At 51.6% G+C, this 16,291-nt stretch carries 12 protein-coding genes; 7 read left to right on the top strand and 5 right to left on the bottom strand.

Annotation, left to right across the window (positions count from 1 at the left end):
• Positions 1–11 precede the first annotated feature (11 nt).
• The 3 genes from PsAD46_RS00065 to ubiG all read right to left on the bottom strand — a co-directional run bounded on the left by PsAD46_RS00065 (position 12) and on the right by ubiG (position 2,319).
• Positions 12–581 carry a phasin family protein gene (locus tag PsAD46_RS00065; RefSeq protein WP_057463465.1) on the bottom strand — a complete coding sequence of 190 codons (570 nt, stop codon included), beginning with the start codon at positions 579–581 and terminating at the stop codon, positions 12–14.
• A 221-nt stretch (positions 582–802) separates the two neighbouring features.
• Positions 803–1,510: an alpha/beta hydrolase gene (locus PsAD46_RS00055; protein ID WP_208981586.1), complete on the bottom strand. Its 708-nt coding sequence runs from the start codon at positions 1,508–1,510 to the stop codon at positions 803–805.
• 32 nt (positions 1,511–1,542) lie between these two features.
• Positions 1,543–2,319, bottom strand: coding sequence for a bifunctional 2-polyprenyl-6-hydroxyphenol methylase/3-demethylubiquinol 3-O-methyltransferase UbiG (ubiG, locus tag PsAD46_RS00050; protein ID WP_063305909.1), 777 nt, complete (start codon positions 2,317–2,319; stop codon positions 1,543–1,545).
• A 156-nt stretch (positions 2,320–2,475) separates the two neighbouring features.
• Between ubiG and PsAD46_RS00045 the strand changes: the two genes are divergently transcribed.
• From PsAD46_RS00045 to PsAD46_RS00025, 5 genes are all read left to right on the top strand, one after another.
• Entirely contained in the window at positions 2,476–3,726 is a 1,251-nt protein-coding gene (locus PsAD46_RS00045) for an aspartate kinase (protein WP_057463461.1), read from the top strand.
• A gap of 97 nt (positions 3,727–3,823) precedes the next feature.
• Positions 3,824–6,088: a phosphoenolpyruvate--protein phosphotransferase gene (gene ptsP / locus PsAD46_RS00040; RefSeq protein WP_063305908.1), complete on the top strand. Its 2,265-nt coding sequence runs from the start codon at positions 3,824–3,826 to the stop codon at positions 6,086–6,088.
• Between the two features lie 84 nt (positions 6,089–6,172).
• A complete protein-coding gene (gene prfA, locus PsAD46_RS00035) occupies positions 6,173–7,246 on the top strand; it encodes a peptide chain release factor 1 (protein WP_057463460.1) in 1,074 nt (357 codons plus the stop codon).
• Complete coding sequence (gene prmC, locus PsAD46_RS00030) at positions 7,246–8,130, top strand: peptide chain release factor N(5)-glutamine methyltransferase (RefSeq protein WP_063305907.1); 885 nt, start codon at positions 7,246–7,248, stop codon at positions 8,128–8,130. Before prfA ends, prmC begins: the two co-directional genes overlap by 1 nt.
• A 410-nt stretch (positions 8,131–8,540) precedes the next feature.
• Complete coding sequence (locus PsAD46_RS00025; protein WP_208981585.1) at positions 8,541–9,287, top strand: DUF4167 domain-containing protein; 747 nt, start codon at positions 8,541–8,543, stop codon at positions 9,285–9,287.
• A 118-nt stretch (positions 9,288–9,405) separates the two neighbouring features.
• On the opposite strand, the gene PsAD46_RS00020 is transcribed toward PsAD46_RS00025, so the two are convergent.
• Positions 9,406–10,176, bottom strand: coding sequence for an MOSC domain-containing protein (locus PsAD46_RS00020; RefSeq protein WP_063286036.1), 771 nt, complete (start codon positions 10,174–10,176; stop codon positions 9,406–9,408).
• A gap of 207 nt (positions 10,177–10,383) precedes the next feature.
• On the opposite strand from PsAD46_RS00020, the gene clpB reads away from it, so the two are divergent.
• Positions 10,384–12,963 carry an ATP-dependent chaperone ClpB gene (gene clpB / locus PsAD46_RS00015; RefSeq protein WP_057463457.1) on the top strand — a complete coding sequence of 860 codons (2,580 nt, stop codon included), beginning with the start codon at positions 10,384–10,386 and terminating at the stop codon, positions 12,961–12,963.
• Positions 12,964–13,125: 162 nt separating this feature from the next.
• A complete protein-coding gene (locus PsAD46_RS00010; RefSeq protein ID WP_063305906.1) occupies positions 13,126–13,725 on the top strand; it encodes a DUF998 domain-containing protein in 600 nt (199 codons plus the stop codon).
• 44 nt (positions 13,726–13,769) lie between these two features.
• Here the strand turns inward: PsAD46_RS00010 and PsAD46_RS00005 are convergent, their stop codons facing one another.
• Entirely contained in the window at positions 13,770–15,728 is a 1,959-nt protein-coding gene (locus PsAD46_RS00005; protein ID WP_063291194.1) for a M23 family metallopeptidase, read from the bottom strand.
• Positions 15,729–16,291: the final 563 nt, after the last annotated feature.

The following is a 16,291-nucleotide window of genomic DNA, read 5'->3' as shown; positions in this document are numbered from 1 at the left end:
CTGTTACTCAATCAGGCTGACACGTCTTTTCTGCCAGGGGCTCGGGGGGCGGAAGGCTTATCTGCGCTCTTTGCCCGGCTGCGTGTGCTTGTTGACTTGCGAGGCACTCTACGGCGAGGTTTAGCCGGAACTTTTGTTGGTGCGGCCTGTGCCATTGCCTTCAAATCATCAATGCTCGTCAAAGCTTCTGATGTTGCCTTCTGTGTTTTGGAAACCGTGCCCTTCATTGTAGAGGACATCTGGTTCATCTGGCGGGCGCCTTCCTGACGGCAATCTTCAAAAGCTTCCTGCATGAAGTCGCTGGCAAGTTTTGAGAATTCAATGCCAGTTGGACAATCCCAGATCTCCTGAACGAAATCTGTGTTGGCTTTCATGCGCTTGTTAAAGAAGGACATGTTTGCGTGCATGATTGCCTGATAGTTCTCAAGCATGGACTTGTTGTTGGAAATTGCGTGCTCCAACGCTGTGTTGGAAAGTTGGTCTCCGCCCTGTGCCCAAAACCAGCCTTGCCAAGGCAGTCCATCTGTCGCAACGGTCCAGCGGTCCATTGCTTCTTTCATTTCTTTGTCGATGTTTAACATCGTGTCTCCTCCGGACTTTGATCAAGTTCTCGGGCGGCGATCTAGGTCTTGAGACAATATTCTTCGAGCGATCAGGGAGTTTGGAAGAAGCTCGTTTGCCGGTAACTTACGCCGCGTACACCCTCTTGTTTATAGGCGCTAATATTGGCAAAATGATATTCTGGATTCTAAGGGATTTCAGCGGCTTTTTTCTGAAGAACTAGTTAAATTTGTAGGCGTAGCTACGTATCCAGCCAGTCCTGAATGAGTTCGCTGGTGTGGACCGGGTGTTCCAGAGTAGAAAGATGGCCGCAATCCGGGATGATGTGAAGTTTGCTATTTGGTATTGCATCATGCATTTCGCGGCATCTGTCTAGCGGTAGTAAGCTGTCTTCTTTGCCTGCGACGATCATCGTCGGGCACTGGATTGCCGGAAGGTCGGGTCTTTGGTCTCGGCGGTTGATGATTGCATTTTGCTGCTTCAGGAAGTTATCAGCGCCAATATCAGCAGCCATGTCGAAAACCACTTGCCGAAGCGCTGTGTCGTCGTGGCGGGCAGGGTGGACAAGTTGAGGGTATTGCATGGAGGCGATTTTGTGGAAGCCTCCCTTCCTCGCAATCTCCATCTGCGTATGGCGAAGCTGCGTCTGGGCCGCAGTGTCGTCTCTGGCATTGGTGTTTATGAGGGCAAGACGGCTGACACGATTAGGGGCCAATCGAATCACCTCCAGAGCGATGTAGCCACCCATGGACATGCCGAGGAGAGCGAATTTTTCCGGGGCATGTTCCAGCAATCTCTTTGCCATGGCTTCAATGGAATCCATGTCGCAGGTTTCAGCAATGATGATTGGACGCTCTTTCATAGAGTTGATCTGAGGGCCAAATAAAGCGCCGGTGCTGGTAAGGCCGGGAATGAAAACGACAGTTTCGGCAGGTGCTGTTTCTGGCATTTTCATTCTCCTTAGTAATTGAATGCCAGCTGCTACTCTGGCTTTCGAGCTATTACCATGTAGTTTACATTCAGATCGGTTGTTCTGGACCAGCTGTCTGTCAGCGGATTGAAGCTCACACCGCAGCGCTCGTAAATGTTCATGCCGGATTCATTGAGGGGTGCTTCCAGTTCTTCCGGGCGAACCAGCTTCTCATATTGGTGGGTGCCTTTCGGCAACCAGCGGAGAACGCGTTCAGCTGCGACAATCGCGAGGGCATAGGCTTTCAGAGTTCTGTTGATAGTTGCAACGAACATCATTCCACCGGGACGCACAAGATCTGCACAGGAGTTCATGAACAGTGGAACGTCGGCAACATGCTCCACGACTTCCATGTTGAGCACGATGTCGAATTGCTCGCCTGCCTCAACCAGAGATTCAGCGGTTTGTGCGCGATAGTCGATGTTGAGGCCGGATTGCTGTGCATGAAGTGTGGCGACTTTGATGTTGGTTTCAGATGCATCTGCTCCGACAACGGTTGCGCCCATGCGAGCCATTGGCTCAGCGAGTAGGCCGCCACCGCAGCCGATGTCCAAAATCCGTAGGCCTTCTAGTGCCTTAGGGGATGTCTCGTCTCGACCAAAGTGGTCACAGGCATACTCCTTAATATAGGAGATGCGAACTGGGCTGAATTTGTGGAGAGGGCGAAATTTTCCAGTGGGATCCCACCATTCCGATGCAATTGATGAGAAATGCGCAACTTCCGCTGGGTCGATTGTGGTTTGTGCCGGGTTTTTGGCGGCGTTGCTTGGTTTTTGCGCGGTGCTCATAGCTCAACTCTCCACTTTCATCCCGGTACTGGTGGGTCTAATCGTGGTTTTTGTCAAGCCGCTGGTTGCGATAGAAGGGCGCTAGTTGTATGGATTAGCGCCGTTTGTAGTGATGATCGGTTCATCACAAAGGCCCTCGGAGGAATTTGGGAAGCGATGGCCCGTTTGGTTATGAAGTTTGGCGGCACCTCCGTTGCCGACCTAGAGCGTATTAGAAATGTTGCGCGGCATGTAAAGCGTGAAGTGGAAGCAGGCAACCAGGTTGCTGTTGTCGTGTCCGCTATGGCTGGCGTGACGAATACCTTGGTCGGTTATACAAGAGATGCTGCAGCGCTGCATGATGCGCGTGAATATGATGCGGTTGTTGCCTCCGGTGAGCAGGTAACTTCTGGCTTGTTGGCGATTGTGCTGCAAGATATGGGTGTGGAAGCGCGGTCCTGGCAAGGATGGCAGATTCCTATCCGTACGAACGAAGCCCATGGCGCAGCGCGTATTGAGAGTATTGAAGGTCAAACTCTCATTGAACGCCTGGAGCGTGGACAGGTTGCTGTGTGTGCCGGTTTCCAGGGCGTCGCCCCGGACAACAGGCTTGCAACGCTTGGACGTGGTGGATCTGATACCAGTGCAGTGGCAATTGCTGCTGCAATTCAGGCAGACCGCTGTGATATCTACACGGATGTGGACGGTGTTTATACCACTGACCCGCGTGTGGTGGCCAAGGCAACCCGTTTGGAACGTGTTGCGTTTGAAGAGATGCTTGAAATGGCTTCTCTTGGTGCAAAGGTTTTGCAGGTCCGCTCTGTTGAGATGGCGATGGTTCACGGCGTTCGTACGTTTGTACGTTCCAGCTTTGATGATCCAGATGCCCCGCAGATTAGCGCTGACGGAACACCTGTAGGTACACTTATTTGCGACGAGGACGAGATTTTGGAACAACAAGTCGTCACTGGCATCGCTTACTCAAAAGACGAAGCACAGATTTCTATCCGCAACGTTGCTGACAAACCTGGCATTGCGTCCAGAGTGTTTGGCCCGTTGGCTGAAGGCAACATCAACGTAGACATGATCGTCCAGAACATCTCACCAGATGGGAAGACGACTGACATCACCTTTACCGTTCCAGAGAGCGATTACGAGCGTGCGCGCAAGGTAATTGAGGAGAACGTCGAGGAAATTGGCTTCGAGAATATCGAAGGCGCGACTGATGTTGTAAAAGTTTCCGTAATCGGCATGGGTATGCGTTCGCATGCCGGTGTTGCAGCCCAGTGTTTTGAAGGCCTGGCTGAGAAGGGGATTAACATCCGCGCGATTACGACATCTGAGATTAAAATCTCTGTTCTGATCGATTCCGCGTATACGGAACTTGCGGTTCGTACTCTCCATTCGCTATACGGACTTGACGGCTAGGTTTCCTACTGTCGAGAATATTGTTGTGTCTTGGACAGCTTCCAAGGCACAACGTGGCCTGTTAAAAAGGCCAGCAGAATTATAGGTAGGGCGGAGCATGCGCAGCAGCTTGGCCGGACCGCGCGTACTCCTCCGTAAGCTTCGTGAAGTGATGGCGGAGCCGATTAATGCGCAGGAACGGCTCGACAAGATTGTACGTCTGATCGCGGCAAACGTGGTTGCGGAAGTGTGTTCCGTGTACATTTTGCGCGCGGATGGGGTTCTTGAGCTGTATGCAACAGAGGGCCTTAATAAGGACGCGGTTCACCATACTTCTCTGAAGGTTGGTGAGGGTCTTGTTGGCTTGATTTCCTCTGATGCCAGACCGCTGAACCTACCAAATGCGCAGGCGCACCCGGCGTTTGCCTATCGTCCAGAGACGGGCGAAGAGAACTACAACTCCTTCCTTGGCGTGCCGATCCTGCGTGCGGGACGTACGCTTGGCGTGCTTGTTGTCCAGAACAAAGACCATCGGACCTACTTTGAAGACGAAGTGGAAGCCCTGCAGACCACCGCGATGGTTATCGCGGAGATGGTCGCAGCTGGTGAGTTGGAAGCAATTGCACAGCAAGGCACAACGATTGATGTGATCCGTCCGATGCATCTGAAGGGCGTCGCCCTTGCTGATGGTATTGGTCTTGGTCACGTTGTTCTGCATGAACCTCGTGTGGTTATCACCAATTTGATTGCCGAGGATGCGGACACTGAAAAGAAGCGCCTCGAAGAATCTGTCACGCGCTTGCGTCAGTCGCTTGATCATATGTTGGCAAGTGGTGAGTTTTCCCAGCACGGTGAACACCGTGAAGTTCTGGAAGCTTACCGGATGTTTGCCTATGATCGCGGCTGGATCCGGAAGATTGATGAAGCGATCCGCAATGGTTTGACGGCTGAAGCTGCTGTTGAGAAAGTTCAGAGCGATACACGTGCTCAGATGCTCCGGCAGACAGATCCGTATTTGCGTGAGCGCTTGCATGATCTTGATGATCTGGCGCACCGCCTCATTCGCGAGCTGATGGGCAAGAACCACAGCGGCGAAGATGATCTGCCGAAAGACGCCATCATCATTGCGCGTAACATGGGCGCCGCTGAGCTGCTGGATTATGATCGGGATCGTATTCGAGGCCTCGTTCTGGAAGAAAGCGGCCCGACAAGTCACGTGACCATTGTTGCGCGTGCGCTTGGCATTCCGACAGTTGGGCAGGTTGAAGACATTGTTTCCCTGGTGGAAGCGACTGATGCCATCATTGTGGATGGTGAGATCGGTCAGATCTTCCTTCGTCCAGCCAATGATGTTGAACAAGCTTTTGCAGACAAGGTGCGTCTACGTTCCAAGCGTCAGGAAATTTATCGCCAACTTCGTGATGAACCGACCATTACCAAAGACGGTGTGGATGTTAAGCTTCAGCTGAATGCTGGTCTGCTGGTTGATTTGCCAAGTATGGAAGACGCCGGCGCTGATGGTGTTGGGCTTTTCCGTACTGAACTGCAATTTATGGTGGCCTCTGCTTTCCCAAGAATGCAGGAACAGCACACACTGTATTCCAAGGTGCTGGATGCAGCTGGTGACAAGCCAGTTACCTTCCGCTCTCTGGATATTGGCGGTGATAAAGTTCTGCCTTACTTGCGTCTGGCACAGGAAGAGAACCCGGCCATGGGCTGGCGCGCGATCCGCTTTGGGCTTGATCGTCCGGGTTTGCTGCGTACTCAGATCAGAGCAATGTTGCATGCAGGGGCAGGGCGCTCCTTGCGCATCATGTTCCCGATGGTGGCAGATGTTTCTGAATTTCAGCAGGCGAAGGATTATGTTGAGCGCGAACTAAAGCATCTGCGCCAGCACGGTCATGATACGCCTAAAGAGCTGAAACTTGGTGTTATGCTGGAAGTTCCGGCGCTGCTTTACCAGCTTGAAGAGATCTACAAGGAAGTGGATTTCGTCTCTGTTGGCTCCAACGATCTGTTCCAGTTCTTCTATGCGGTTGATCGAGGCAACACGCTGGTTGCGGAGCGGTTTGAAGCTCTGTCTCCTAGCTTCCTACGCGCATTGCGTAAGATCGTTGTTATTGGCGATAAGATGGATACGCCCGTCACCCTTTGCGGTGAGCTTGGCGGCCAACCCCTTGCTGCGATGGCTTTGCTGGCGATCGGATATAGAAATCTCTCTATGTCTCCGGCTTCTATTGGCCCTGTTAAGGCGATGTTGCGCTCTTTGGATCTATCAGCACTTTCAGAAGAGTTGCTGAAACAATTGGAAGCGGGTAAAGGGACGGACGACATTCGCGAGTTCCTGGCGAACTTTGCATCCGAAAATAATATTCCGGTATAAGCAGCGTATATTTCGATTGCCGCAGACCCGAGAGGCTGTCGCGCTTTTAGATTAGCTGACTAACGCTTGAGGAGTTGCCGCGAAATGCTGGCACCAGAAAAACTAGACACACTGCTAGCACGCTTTGAAGGTATTGAGGCCGAGATGGCATCTGGTCCTGCACCGGATGTTTATATCAAGCTTTCAAGGGACTATGCGGAACTCGATCCAATTGTGAAGTCCATTCGTGAACTTCGCAAAGCCGAGGGTGATCTGGAAGGTGCGGAAGCACTGTTGGCAGACCCTGAAAGCGATGCGGAGATGAAAGAACTTGCGCAGCTTGAGCGTGATGAGCTGACAGGCGTTGTCGAAGAGCTGACCCAGCAAGTTCGCATTGGGCTTTTACCAAAAGACAAAGCGGATTCTCACGACGTTATTCTTGAAGTGCGTGCCGGTACAGGTGGTGACGAGGCTGCGCTGTTTGCTGGTGATCTCTTCCGTATGTATCAGCGCTTTGCAGACAATAATGGCTGGAAAGTTGAAGTAATGTCCTCTTCTGAAGGGGACATGGGCGGTTTCAAAGAAATCGTGGCGGCTGTAACTGGTCAGGAAGTGTTTGGTAAGCTGAAGTTTGAGTCCGGTGTTCACCGTGTGCAGCGTGTGCCTGAGACTGAATCCGGTGGCCGTATTCACACGTCCGCAGCGACCGTTGCGGTTCTTCCGCAGGCTGAAGAAGTGGACGTTGAGATCAACCCTGCTGATTTGCGCATCGATACATACCGTGCATCAGGTGCAGGTGGTCAGCACGTAAACACGACTGACTCCGCTGTTCGTATTGTGCACAATCCAACCGGGATTGTGGTTGCCGTGCAGGATGAGCGCTCTCAGCATAAGAACAAAGACCGCGCGATGAAGTTGCTGCGGGCGAAGATCTACGATGTGGAGCGTGAGCGTGCTGCGAATGAACGGACCGAGGCCCGCCGTGTTCAGGTTGGTTCCGGTGATCGTTCTGAGCGTATCCGTACCTACAACTTCCCTCAGGGTCGTGTGACTGATCACCGTATTGGTTTGACGCTGTATAAGCTTGACCAGATGATTGCAGGCGAAGCTACGGGTGAAGTGATTGATGCTCTGATTATGGACCATCAAGCGAACTTGCTCGCCGATGAAGGACTTTAATGTCCGGCCTCTTCGATAACTTCGACCTCAAAAATGTGCAGGCTTTGTACCTAGCGGTGCGGAGCCTGTTTCGTGATGCAGATCTGGCTGACGCAGATTTGGATGCACGTGTCCTTGTTGCAGAAGCCCTTGAAATTGAGCCGAGAAACTTGATCCTTCAGTATGATCAGGTGATCAAGCCAGAGACATTGGCGGTTGTTTCCCGATATGTGGAAGAACGCCTTGCTGGAAAGCCAGTGGGACGTGTTCTGGGTAAGCGGGAGTTTTGGGGGCTGGAGTTTTCGTTATCTTCGGCAACATTGGAGCCGCGACCGGACACAGAAACGCTGGTTGAAACTGCGATTGCGTTTTGTCAGGCCCATGGCGGCTTGGAAAAAGAATGGGTTTTTGCAGATATTGGAACTGGCACAGGAGCGGTTGCGATTGCACTCCTGACTGAATTGCCCAATGCAATCTGTCTTGCTGTTGATATCAGTGAAGAGGCTTTGGAGACTGCGCGACAAAACGCAGCAAACAACAAGGTTCTTGACCGATTTATCCCTGTTCGCGGTTCTTATCTGGATACACTGAGCGGATCTTTTGATTTTATTGTGAGTAACCCGCCGTACATTCGCAGCTCTGTAATTGAAGGACTAAGCCATGAAGTTAAGCAGCATGACCCTATGCTGGCGCTTGATGGTGGAGTGGATGGTCTTACTGCCTATAAAGAATTGATAGGCAACGCTAAACGAGTTCTTAAGAGAAATAGTGGACTTCTTATGGAGATCGGGTTTGATCAAGCCGATGAACTTTCAACTCTTGCGAGGGAACTCGTAGGATTGGAGGCTTGTTGTGAACATGATCTGGCCGGTCAACCAAGGGTGATTGTTGTAGTTTTTCCATGATTGGCGAAGAATTCAATTATCTGGAAAAAAGCCCTTGGAAAATACGTCGGAACGAGATAGTTTCATCTCGCCGACAAGCGATACCAGCTAAAAGCTGAAAACGATGGGGATGGGCACTCACTGACTGTGAGACGAGCCTGGCAGAGACGTCGGTTGATAGTTTCAAAGCAGATAGTTGAGCAACCCCTCGTATCGTTGAACTGAGAGAGCAATGCATTTGTATTGCTGCGATCAGATGTCGGATATCGCATTGAAGCAGTTATACGATCGAATGCGATTGCATTTCGATGTTGATAGCCTTTGTGCTCATCAACACGCAGGCTTATTAACGGCATTTGGAATCCGGGAGATCTTACTCCCATGAACCTCACAGTTAGGTTCGATTGCTATTCCGGAAAGTTAACGGCAGAATGAGACCAGGAAATCAGAATAACAAGCGCATGCGTGGACGGGGGCGTAAAGCTCCAAATCCATTGACACGTACTTTTGAGTCAAATGGACCGGACGTTAAGATCCGAGGTACCGCATTGCATGTTGCTGAAAAGTACCAGCAACTTGCGCGTGATGCTCAGGCCTCCGGGGACCGTGTAACCTCCGAGAACTACTATCAGCATGCAGAGCATTACCAGCGCATCGTCGCTGCGGCTCAACCCCAAAGCACACAGACTGCTGCTCCTTCTGCGCGTACAGAAGATGAAGCTGCACCTGCTGCTGTTGAAACACCAAACGCTGTGGCAGCGACTGAAGAGCAAGAGGTTGCGGTTGCAACCCCTCAGCCTGTGATCGGTCTGGATACGCCTCAGCCGTTTATCGAAACAGCTCCAGCGGCTGACGAGAATGCAGAGGCTTCGGGAGACGCATCTGCACCAGCTGACGAAGATGATGGCAAAGCACGCCGTCGTGTTCGTGGCACTCGTGGTCGTGGTGTTCGTCGTACGCCTTCCTCATCCTCCGCAAGTGCAGCAGCGCCAGCTGAGGCACCAGAGGGTGGTGAAGATGATGCAGCTTCTACGAAGCCACGTCGTACGCCTCGTGCTCGCACACCTCGTGCAGCTCGTTCACAGCGTACCCGTACAGCTCGTGTTCCTGCTGAGGATACACCTGCATCTGCACCAGCACCTGCGGCTTTGGAAACAACCGGAGACGGTGAAAGCTAAGCACGTCTGATGATGTGCTTGCTGGCTCACTGGTTTGCCGGAGATCTATGAAAAACCCCGCTCAAAAGGCGGGGTTTTCTTTTTGCTGACTGGCAAATAGTTCGTTGTGGGTGCTGGCTTACTCAATGATGAGTGTGTCGCCGACGGAAAGTGTGCCGTTGTTGAGCACTTCAAGATAAATACCAACATCCATATGCCCCAGTGAGCCATGAAGCGCCTTGTTGATGTTGGTGTCGCGCTCGGCTGTGACTGGATTTACATCTACGGCAGCACAGCGGCGGGTGCGTTTCGCGAATTTGAACTCTACGCCTGAGCTGGACCGGATTTTCTTGTCGGCCCAGTCAAACTCCTCATAGGCTGCCAAGCCTTCAACATAGATGTTTGCGCGAAAGCGTCTTGGATCAATCTCCACGCCCAAAGTCTCAGAAAGCGCTTTCACGCTGGCGAGATTCACGACATGTACGAAATTCTCAGCAGTATCCGTGAAAGCATGGTCGTCTGCGTGGCGGACTTTGAGCGGGCCAGCGGCTTTCTCACCCATGTGTGCTGTGAAGTAGGCTGCGAGTGCATCCTGTCCTTCAGCTGTTTCCAGCGGTAACGTGATGTCTTCACTCTCTGGCTTGGACAGAGTGATGCTTTTGTTTTCCAGATCGTATGTGCATTTGACCTGCGCCACGTCTTCATAACGAACCAGCACTAGAAACTTGCTCTTTGAAATGTGCTGAGGGGCTGCTGGATCGAAACCGCATGGACCATTTTCAATCGCATAGGCACGATCCAGCGGGAAGACAGCTCCGGCTTCTACTGTGGTGGTCTGAAGTGGATGAGCCGTTAAGCCTTTAACTGGATGTGTTGCGAGTGCGGTGATATGCGCAGGCGAAAAAGTCATATTAAATTCCGTTGTTTAAGCTATTCGAAACTATGAGGAACAAAGGATTGTGGCAAGATCTTGCGAGGACCCTCTTTTGTCGGCAGTTTGAACTACTATATGAAGAGTGCAGGGGGAAGTCTCCTGCTTCGGGTGCTCTTTATGAGGCTCGGATCCTCCCAAAATGCTTCGTCATGCTTCGGGTGACACGGCACATAGGAGTTATATATGGACTTTGAGAAATACACCGACCGTGCGCGTGGGTTCATTCAGTCTGCGCAAACATACGCTCTGGGACAAGGGCATCAACAGTTTACTCCCGCACATATTTTAAAGGTCTTGCTGGATGACAGCGAGGGCATGTCTGCTGGTCTAATTGAGCGAGCCGGAGGACGTGTGCAGGATGTCCGTCTACAGATTGAGACCGATCTGGCTGCGCTTCCTAAAGTGAGTGGCGGCAATGGGCAGCTGTACCTAGCGCCTGAAACCGCTCGTCTTTTTGAACAAGCCCAGAAAATTGCAGAAAAAGCAGGCGACAGTTATGTCACCGTTGAGCGGCTGCTGCTTGCGCTTGCTATGGATAAAGACAGCAAGGCAGGTAAGGCTCTCGCTCAAGGTGGTGTCACGCCAAACGCACTGAACGAGGCTATCAACGAAGTGCGTAAGGGCCGTACTGCGGATTCCGCATCCGCTGAAAACCAATATGACGCCCTGAAGAAGTTTGCTCAGGATCTGACTGAAGCTGCCCGCGACGGTAAGCTCGATCCTGTGATTGGCCGTGATGAGGAAATTCGCCGTGCCATTCAGGTTCTCTCCCGCCGTACCAAGAATAACCCGGTTCTGATTGGTGAGCCAGGCGTTGGTAAAACCGCAATTGCTGAAGGCCTTGCGCTGCGCATTGTCAATGGTGATGTGCCGGAGAGCCTGAAAGACAAGGAACTGCTTGCGCTGGATATGGGCGCACTGATCGCTGGTGCGAAATATCGTGGTGAATTTGAAGAACGCCTGAAGGGTGTTTTGAATGAGGTGCAAGCTGCTGCTGGTGGCGTGATCCTCTTTATTGATGAAATGCATACGCTGGTTGGGGCTGGGAAAGCAGATGGAGCGATGGACGCTTCCAATCTTCTCAAGCCTGCGCTGGCGCGTGGTGAGTTGCACTGCGTCGGTGCGACCACGCTTGATGAATACCGCAAGCACGTTGAGAAAGATGCGGCGCTGGCCCGTCGTTTCCAACCTGTGTTTGTAAGTGAGCCAACGGTTGAAGATACGATTTCTATTCTGCGTGGCATCAAGGAGAAGTATGAGCTTCACCATGGTGTACGCATTTCAGATAGTGCGATTGTTTCTGCGGCCACGCTGTCGAACCGTTACATTACAGACCGCTTCCTGCCGGATAAGGCGATTGACCTTGTTGATGAAGCCGCCAGCCGCTTGCGCATGCAGGTGGATTCCAAGCCGGAAGAACTGGATGAGTTGGACCGCCGTATCATTCAGCTGAAGATTGAGCGGGAAGCGCTCAAGAAAGAGGATGATGACGCCACGAAGGATCGGCTTCAGCGCCTTGAGAAAGAGCTGGTTGATCTGGAAGAAGAATCCAATGCACTGACACAACGCTGGCAATCTGAAAAAGATAAGCTGAGCGGCGAGCAGAAAATAAAAGAGCAGCTGGATGAAGCACGCACCGAGTTGGAGCAGGCGCAGCGTATCGGTAATCTGGCTAAAGCGGGTGAGTTGGCTTACGGCGTTATTCCTGATCTGGAAAAGAAGCTCTTGAATGCCCAGACAGCGGAAGATGTCGATAACACCATGCTCAATGAGACCGTGAGCAGTGAGAGTATTGCTCAGATTGTGTCTCGCTGGACTGGGATTCCCGTCGACAAGATGCTGGAAGGCGAACGAGAAAAGCTGCTTCGTATGGAAGATGAGCTGGCCAAGCGTGTTGTTGGGCAGCAGGAAGCTGTTCATGCTGTGTCTACTGCTGTGCGCCGGTCTCGTGCCGGGTTGCAGGATCCGAACAGGCCAATCGGTTCGTTCATGTTCCTCGGCCCAACTGGCGTTGGTAAAACAGAGCTGACCAAAGCGCTCGCCAGCTATCTCTTTGATGATGAGACAGCCATGGTGCGCGTGGACATGTCTGAGTTCATGGAAAAGCACAGTGTTGCTCGTCTGATCGGCGCGCCTCCGGGTTATGTTGGTTATGAAGAAGGCGGCGTTCTGACAGAAGCAGTGCGCCGTCGGCCTTATCAGGTTGTGCTGTTTGACGAGGTTGAAAAAGCTCATGGCGATGTGTTCAACGTTCTGCTTCAAGTGCTGGATGATGGCCGTCTGACGGACGGGCAGGGCCGGACTGTGGACTTCCGCAATACGCTGATCATCATGACGTCGAACCTTGGTTCAGAATTTTTGGCTTCCCAGGGCGAAGGTGAAGATGCTGATGCTGTTCGCGGGCCGGTGATGGATGCGGTGAAAGCGCACTTCCGTCCTGAGTTCGTGAACCGTTTGGATGAGATTATCCTTTTCCATCGCTTGCAGCGGACTCAGATGTCTCGGATCGTCGAAATTCAGCTAGCCCGTTTGCAGAAGTTGCTGGACGATCGGAAGATGGAGCTTGAGCTGGATGATGGTGCTATGGGCTGGCTTGCCGAGAAGGGGTATGACCCGGCTTATGGTGCACGACCGTTGAAGCGCGTTATTCAGAAACAAGTGCAGGATCCATTGGCAGAAATGCTGTTGGCTGGATCAATCTCTGACGGTCAGGCCATCCGGGTCTCTGCGGGAACGGACAGACTGCTTTTTGAAACGACCTGACAGGTTGGATCATGAGTTAAAGAAGAGGGCCGGATCTTCCGGCCCTTTTTTGTGCCTTGTGGACATACCCTGAAACATAAAGCGACTGTTCGAATGTGTGCTTTTAGTGTCTAGTCATGCTGACTAAAACTTGAGTGTTCGTTAGGGGGCAGGGCATCGGGTATGAGACACGTTGATATTGCAATATCGCTTGTGGTTGTCAGTTATCTCTGGCTTGCCGCGACTGTTGTCATTGGCGGGCAGTTTTATCCAGATTACGATCATATATCACAGTTCATGAGCGCTCTTGGAGCAACCGGCGCTCCGTTTGGGCCTGCCGTGAATTATTGGGGTTTTGCGGTTGTGGAGCTGCTACTGCTGCCATGCCTCGTGATCTGCTTTGCTTATCTGATGCGCAATCGTGCAGAGCGTGTTGGCTTGATGATTTTTGCAGGCTATCCGCTGCTTATCGCTGTTGCTGCGTTCTTTCCGTGTGATTTTGAATGCAGCATGGATGATCCGACACGCAGCCAACTCATGCATACGGCTGCTGGCTTTCTGGCCTATTTCTGCGCTGTTGTGGGATTGTGTTTGTTGTCTCATGCCAAAGCTGAACGATCGTTTTGGGTGGCGCCTGGGCTGATCTTGCTGGTGATGCTCTTCAGTCTATCTATGGAAACCGCTTTCAGTGGTCTCATGCAACGTGCGTTGGAGACTGGTATTTATCTTTGGTTTTTCGTGATCCTGATGCGCAAGCGCTATCATAAAGAGCAAGTAGTTTGACGCTATTTGCTCTTTAATTGTGAGATCCCTTTGATGAACTGAGGTCAGTTCCGTAGTGAAGCGACGCGCTGGCTTGGACGGCCTGTTTCCATCAGAGCATTAATGCGGTCGCGTTCGCGCTTGAAGTTCTCAAGAACCTTAGCTTCAAGGATGCGGCCTTGCGGTACCTTGATCTTCAGGGAGTTCACGAAGCGACCATTCACTTTCACTTCGTAATGGAGGTGGTTACCCGTTGAAAGACCGGTGGTCCCAACATACCCAATAACGGAACCCTGTCTGATTTTCTGGCCTTTTTGAATGCCTGAGCCAAAGCGGGTCATGTGGTTATATGTGGTGACATAGCCGTTGGCGTGTTTGATCTCGACGCGTTTTCCGTAACCGCCTGACCAAGCGGCTTTTTGGATCACCCCATCGCCAGCTGCAAAGATTGCGGTGCCGCGAGGAGCGGCCCAGTCCGTGCCGGTGTGCAAACGGCGGGTTTTCAAAACCGGATGTCGGCGCATGCCGAAGCCAGATGTAAAGCGGCCAGCTGCGATTGGTTTACGGAGCAGGAACTGCTTTGCGCTTTGACCGTTCTCATCATAATAGTCGACGACACCATCGTCCGGTGTGCGGAAACGGTAGAAACGATGTGAGCGACCATTTACGGTGATGGATGTATAAAGAATTTCAGAGGTGCCAGTGGTCTGGTCTGCATCAAGGCCATAGAAGACGCTCATCTCATCACCGCTTTTTACGGAGGCGTTGAAGTCAACGCTATAAGAATAGATGCGAACGAGTTCTTTGATGAGGGATGTTGGGACGTCGTTATCAAGACCAGTCTGGTAGATCGAGTCATAATAGGTGGCGCGAGGGCCAACGGAGTTTTGCTGCTGTGATGCAAACGCGTCTGCGGCCATCTGTGTGGACGGCTCAGGTGCAACGACAAACTCGCCTTCATCGTTTGGTGCGATGGTCCCTACATGACGTTGATCTTCATAGATGCTGACACGTACAAGAATTCCGTCGTCCTCTTCGATCTCGTCCGTGTTGAGGGACAGGCGGAAGATCTGACCAGCTTTGATTGTGTCGATGCCAAAGTTTTCGGTAAATGCTTTGATGTAGCCTTCCGCTTCTTTCTCAGAAGCCTCACCATCCAGCAGAATGTCAATAAAGTCAGTCTGGGTCAGGATTGGAACTATGCGTTCTTCGATCTGATTGGCCTGGGAGATTTTACGGGACTTGGGCTGGAAGGAAACGTTTTCTTCTGTAATGCGGACTTCGATGTTTTCAAATGACTGTTCTGAAAGTGGAGCAAAGCCTGCGTTGAAGTCTTCGAGGCTCGGCACAGCCGCAATGTCAGTGGAATTATCCAGCATGAACATCGCTGCTTTTTTGACCTGCTCCTGAACGGCCTCTTCTTTATGATCGGGAAGAGCGACCATACTCATAGCTTCCAGTGGGAAGTCGCGCTGAGAAATGGAGACTTCGCCTTCAATGTCGGCACCGTAGATTGCATCACTGGCGACCTGTAATGGAGCAACCTGTTCTCCCTGATACATAGTGATCGGGTCGAATGGCGGAATGTCTGCAGCTGTTTCCTGTTTCTTGATATTCTCAAGGCTTGCGCTAACGAGCGCATATGGCTTGGCTTTTACGTGGTCACGGCCATCGCTGCGGGTCACTGTATTTACTTCAATGATCTGCCGATTGGAGAAGCCGTCGGTTGCGGAGCTCAGGCGGTCGCCTTTTCCGCTGGAATTACGCTGTGGTGTCAGGTCTGTTGAAGTGCTCGCGGGGGCTTTCGCTGTCTTATAGGTGTACTGGCCATCAAGCGCAGCCATCAAGGCACCACCCATTAATACAATGGAGGTCATGCCGGTCAGGATCGTCCCGATCAACCAACGGCCATTAAGCCGTGCAGGCTGGTCAGACGAACTTGCAAGGCTGTCCACCATCAAAGCAGGTTCATTGCCAAGATTGACGGAAGGCCTTCCATTAGTATGGAACCTACCAGAATTCATCGAGCTACTTATCTTTCCCCAAATCGGCAGAGATGCCATCTGCAGCAGAGTTCTGCATTACGTGTTTACGATTGATAGACAATGCTGAAGATAGGGACAACTGATGAAAGACAAATACGGCTGGATTTTGTCCCTGATACTATGAAAAATTATAGAAAAAATGGAATTGGCGAGAAAATAATGAATTTGGCTGGCAAACCACGATTTTAAGCACCATATAAATACAGGGTTTGCGATTATTGAAAAAGTTTCCCCAGTCCTGTGAAAATTTTGAAGTTTTCTCTCAAGGCTCGTTGACAGGGTCAGCTCATATCCCTATAACCCGCTTCACGCCACCGGGGCGGGCCACTGAGGCGCGGTTCTGGAGGCACAAAAACAGAAGGATTTACGGGGTTTTTAAGAGGTCTTGTAAGTCTGGATATTGAGGCGAAAGTCTCTGTTCATTGACAATTGAATACGGAAGAAGAAAGAGAAACGTGGACGGCGGTTATTCGCGAGTGTCTTGGTAACAAGACGCTGTTACGGAATAGCTGACTTAGTTTACGTTTTTCAGAACACCAAAG

This window comes from Pseudovibrio sp. Ad46 (genome assembly GCF_001623065.1).
Taxonomy (GTDB): Bacteria; Pseudomonadota; Alphaproteobacteria; order Rhizobiales; family Stappiaceae; genus Pseudovibrio.
The sequence above is the reverse complement of the archived record's forward strand: the minus strand, read 5'-3'. Positions and strand labels throughout refer to the sequence as shown.

Excerpts from the sequence above, each read along its gene's own strand:
- PsAD46_RS00065 (WP_057463465.1), bottom strand. The coding sequence starts at position 581 with ATGTTAAACATCGACAAAGAAATGAAAGAAGCAATGGACCGCTGGACC.
- PsAD46_RS00055 (WP_208981586.1), bottom strand. The coding sequence starts at position 1,510 with ATGCCAGAAACAGCACCTGCCGAAACTGTCGTTTTCATTCCCGGCCTT.
- ubiG (WP_063305909.1), bottom strand. The coding sequence starts at position 2,319 with ATGAGCACCGCGCAAAAACCAAGCAACGCCGCCAAAAACCCGGCACAA.
- PsAD46_RS00045 (WP_057463461.1), top strand. The coding sequence starts at position 2,476 with ATGGCCCGTTTGGTTATGAAGTTTGGCGGCACCTCCGTTGCCGACCTA.
- ptsP (WP_063305908.1), top strand. The coding sequence starts at position 3,824 with ATGCGCAGCAGCTTGGCCGGACCGCGCGTACTCCTCCGTAAGCTTCGT.
- prfA (WP_057463460.1), top strand. The coding sequence starts at position 6,173 with ATGCTGGCACCAGAAAAACTAGACACACTGCTAGCACGCTTTGAAGGT.
- prmC (WP_063305907.1), top strand. The coding sequence starts at position 7,246 with ATGTCCGGCCTCTTCGATAACTTCGACCTCAAAAATGTGCAGGCTTTG.
- PsAD46_RS00025 (WP_208981585.1), top strand. The coding sequence starts at position 8,541 with ATGAGACCAGGAAATCAGAATAACAAGCGCATGCGTGGACGGGGGCGT.
- PsAD46_RS00020 (WP_063286036.1), bottom strand. The coding sequence starts at position 10,176 with ATGACTTTTTCGCCTGCGCATATCACCGCACTCGCAACACATCCAGTT.
- clpB (WP_057463457.1), top strand. The coding sequence starts at position 10,384 with ATGGACTTTGAGAAATACACCGACCGTGCGCGTGGGTTCATTCAGTCT.
- PsAD46_RS00010 (WP_063305906.1), top strand. The coding sequence starts at position 13,126 with ATGAGACACGTTGATATTGCAATATCGCTTGTGGTTGTCAGTTATCTC.
- PsAD46_RS00005 (WP_063291194.1), bottom strand. The coding sequence starts at position 15,728 with ATGAATTCTGGTAGGTTCCATACTAATGGAAGGCCTTCCGTCAATCTT.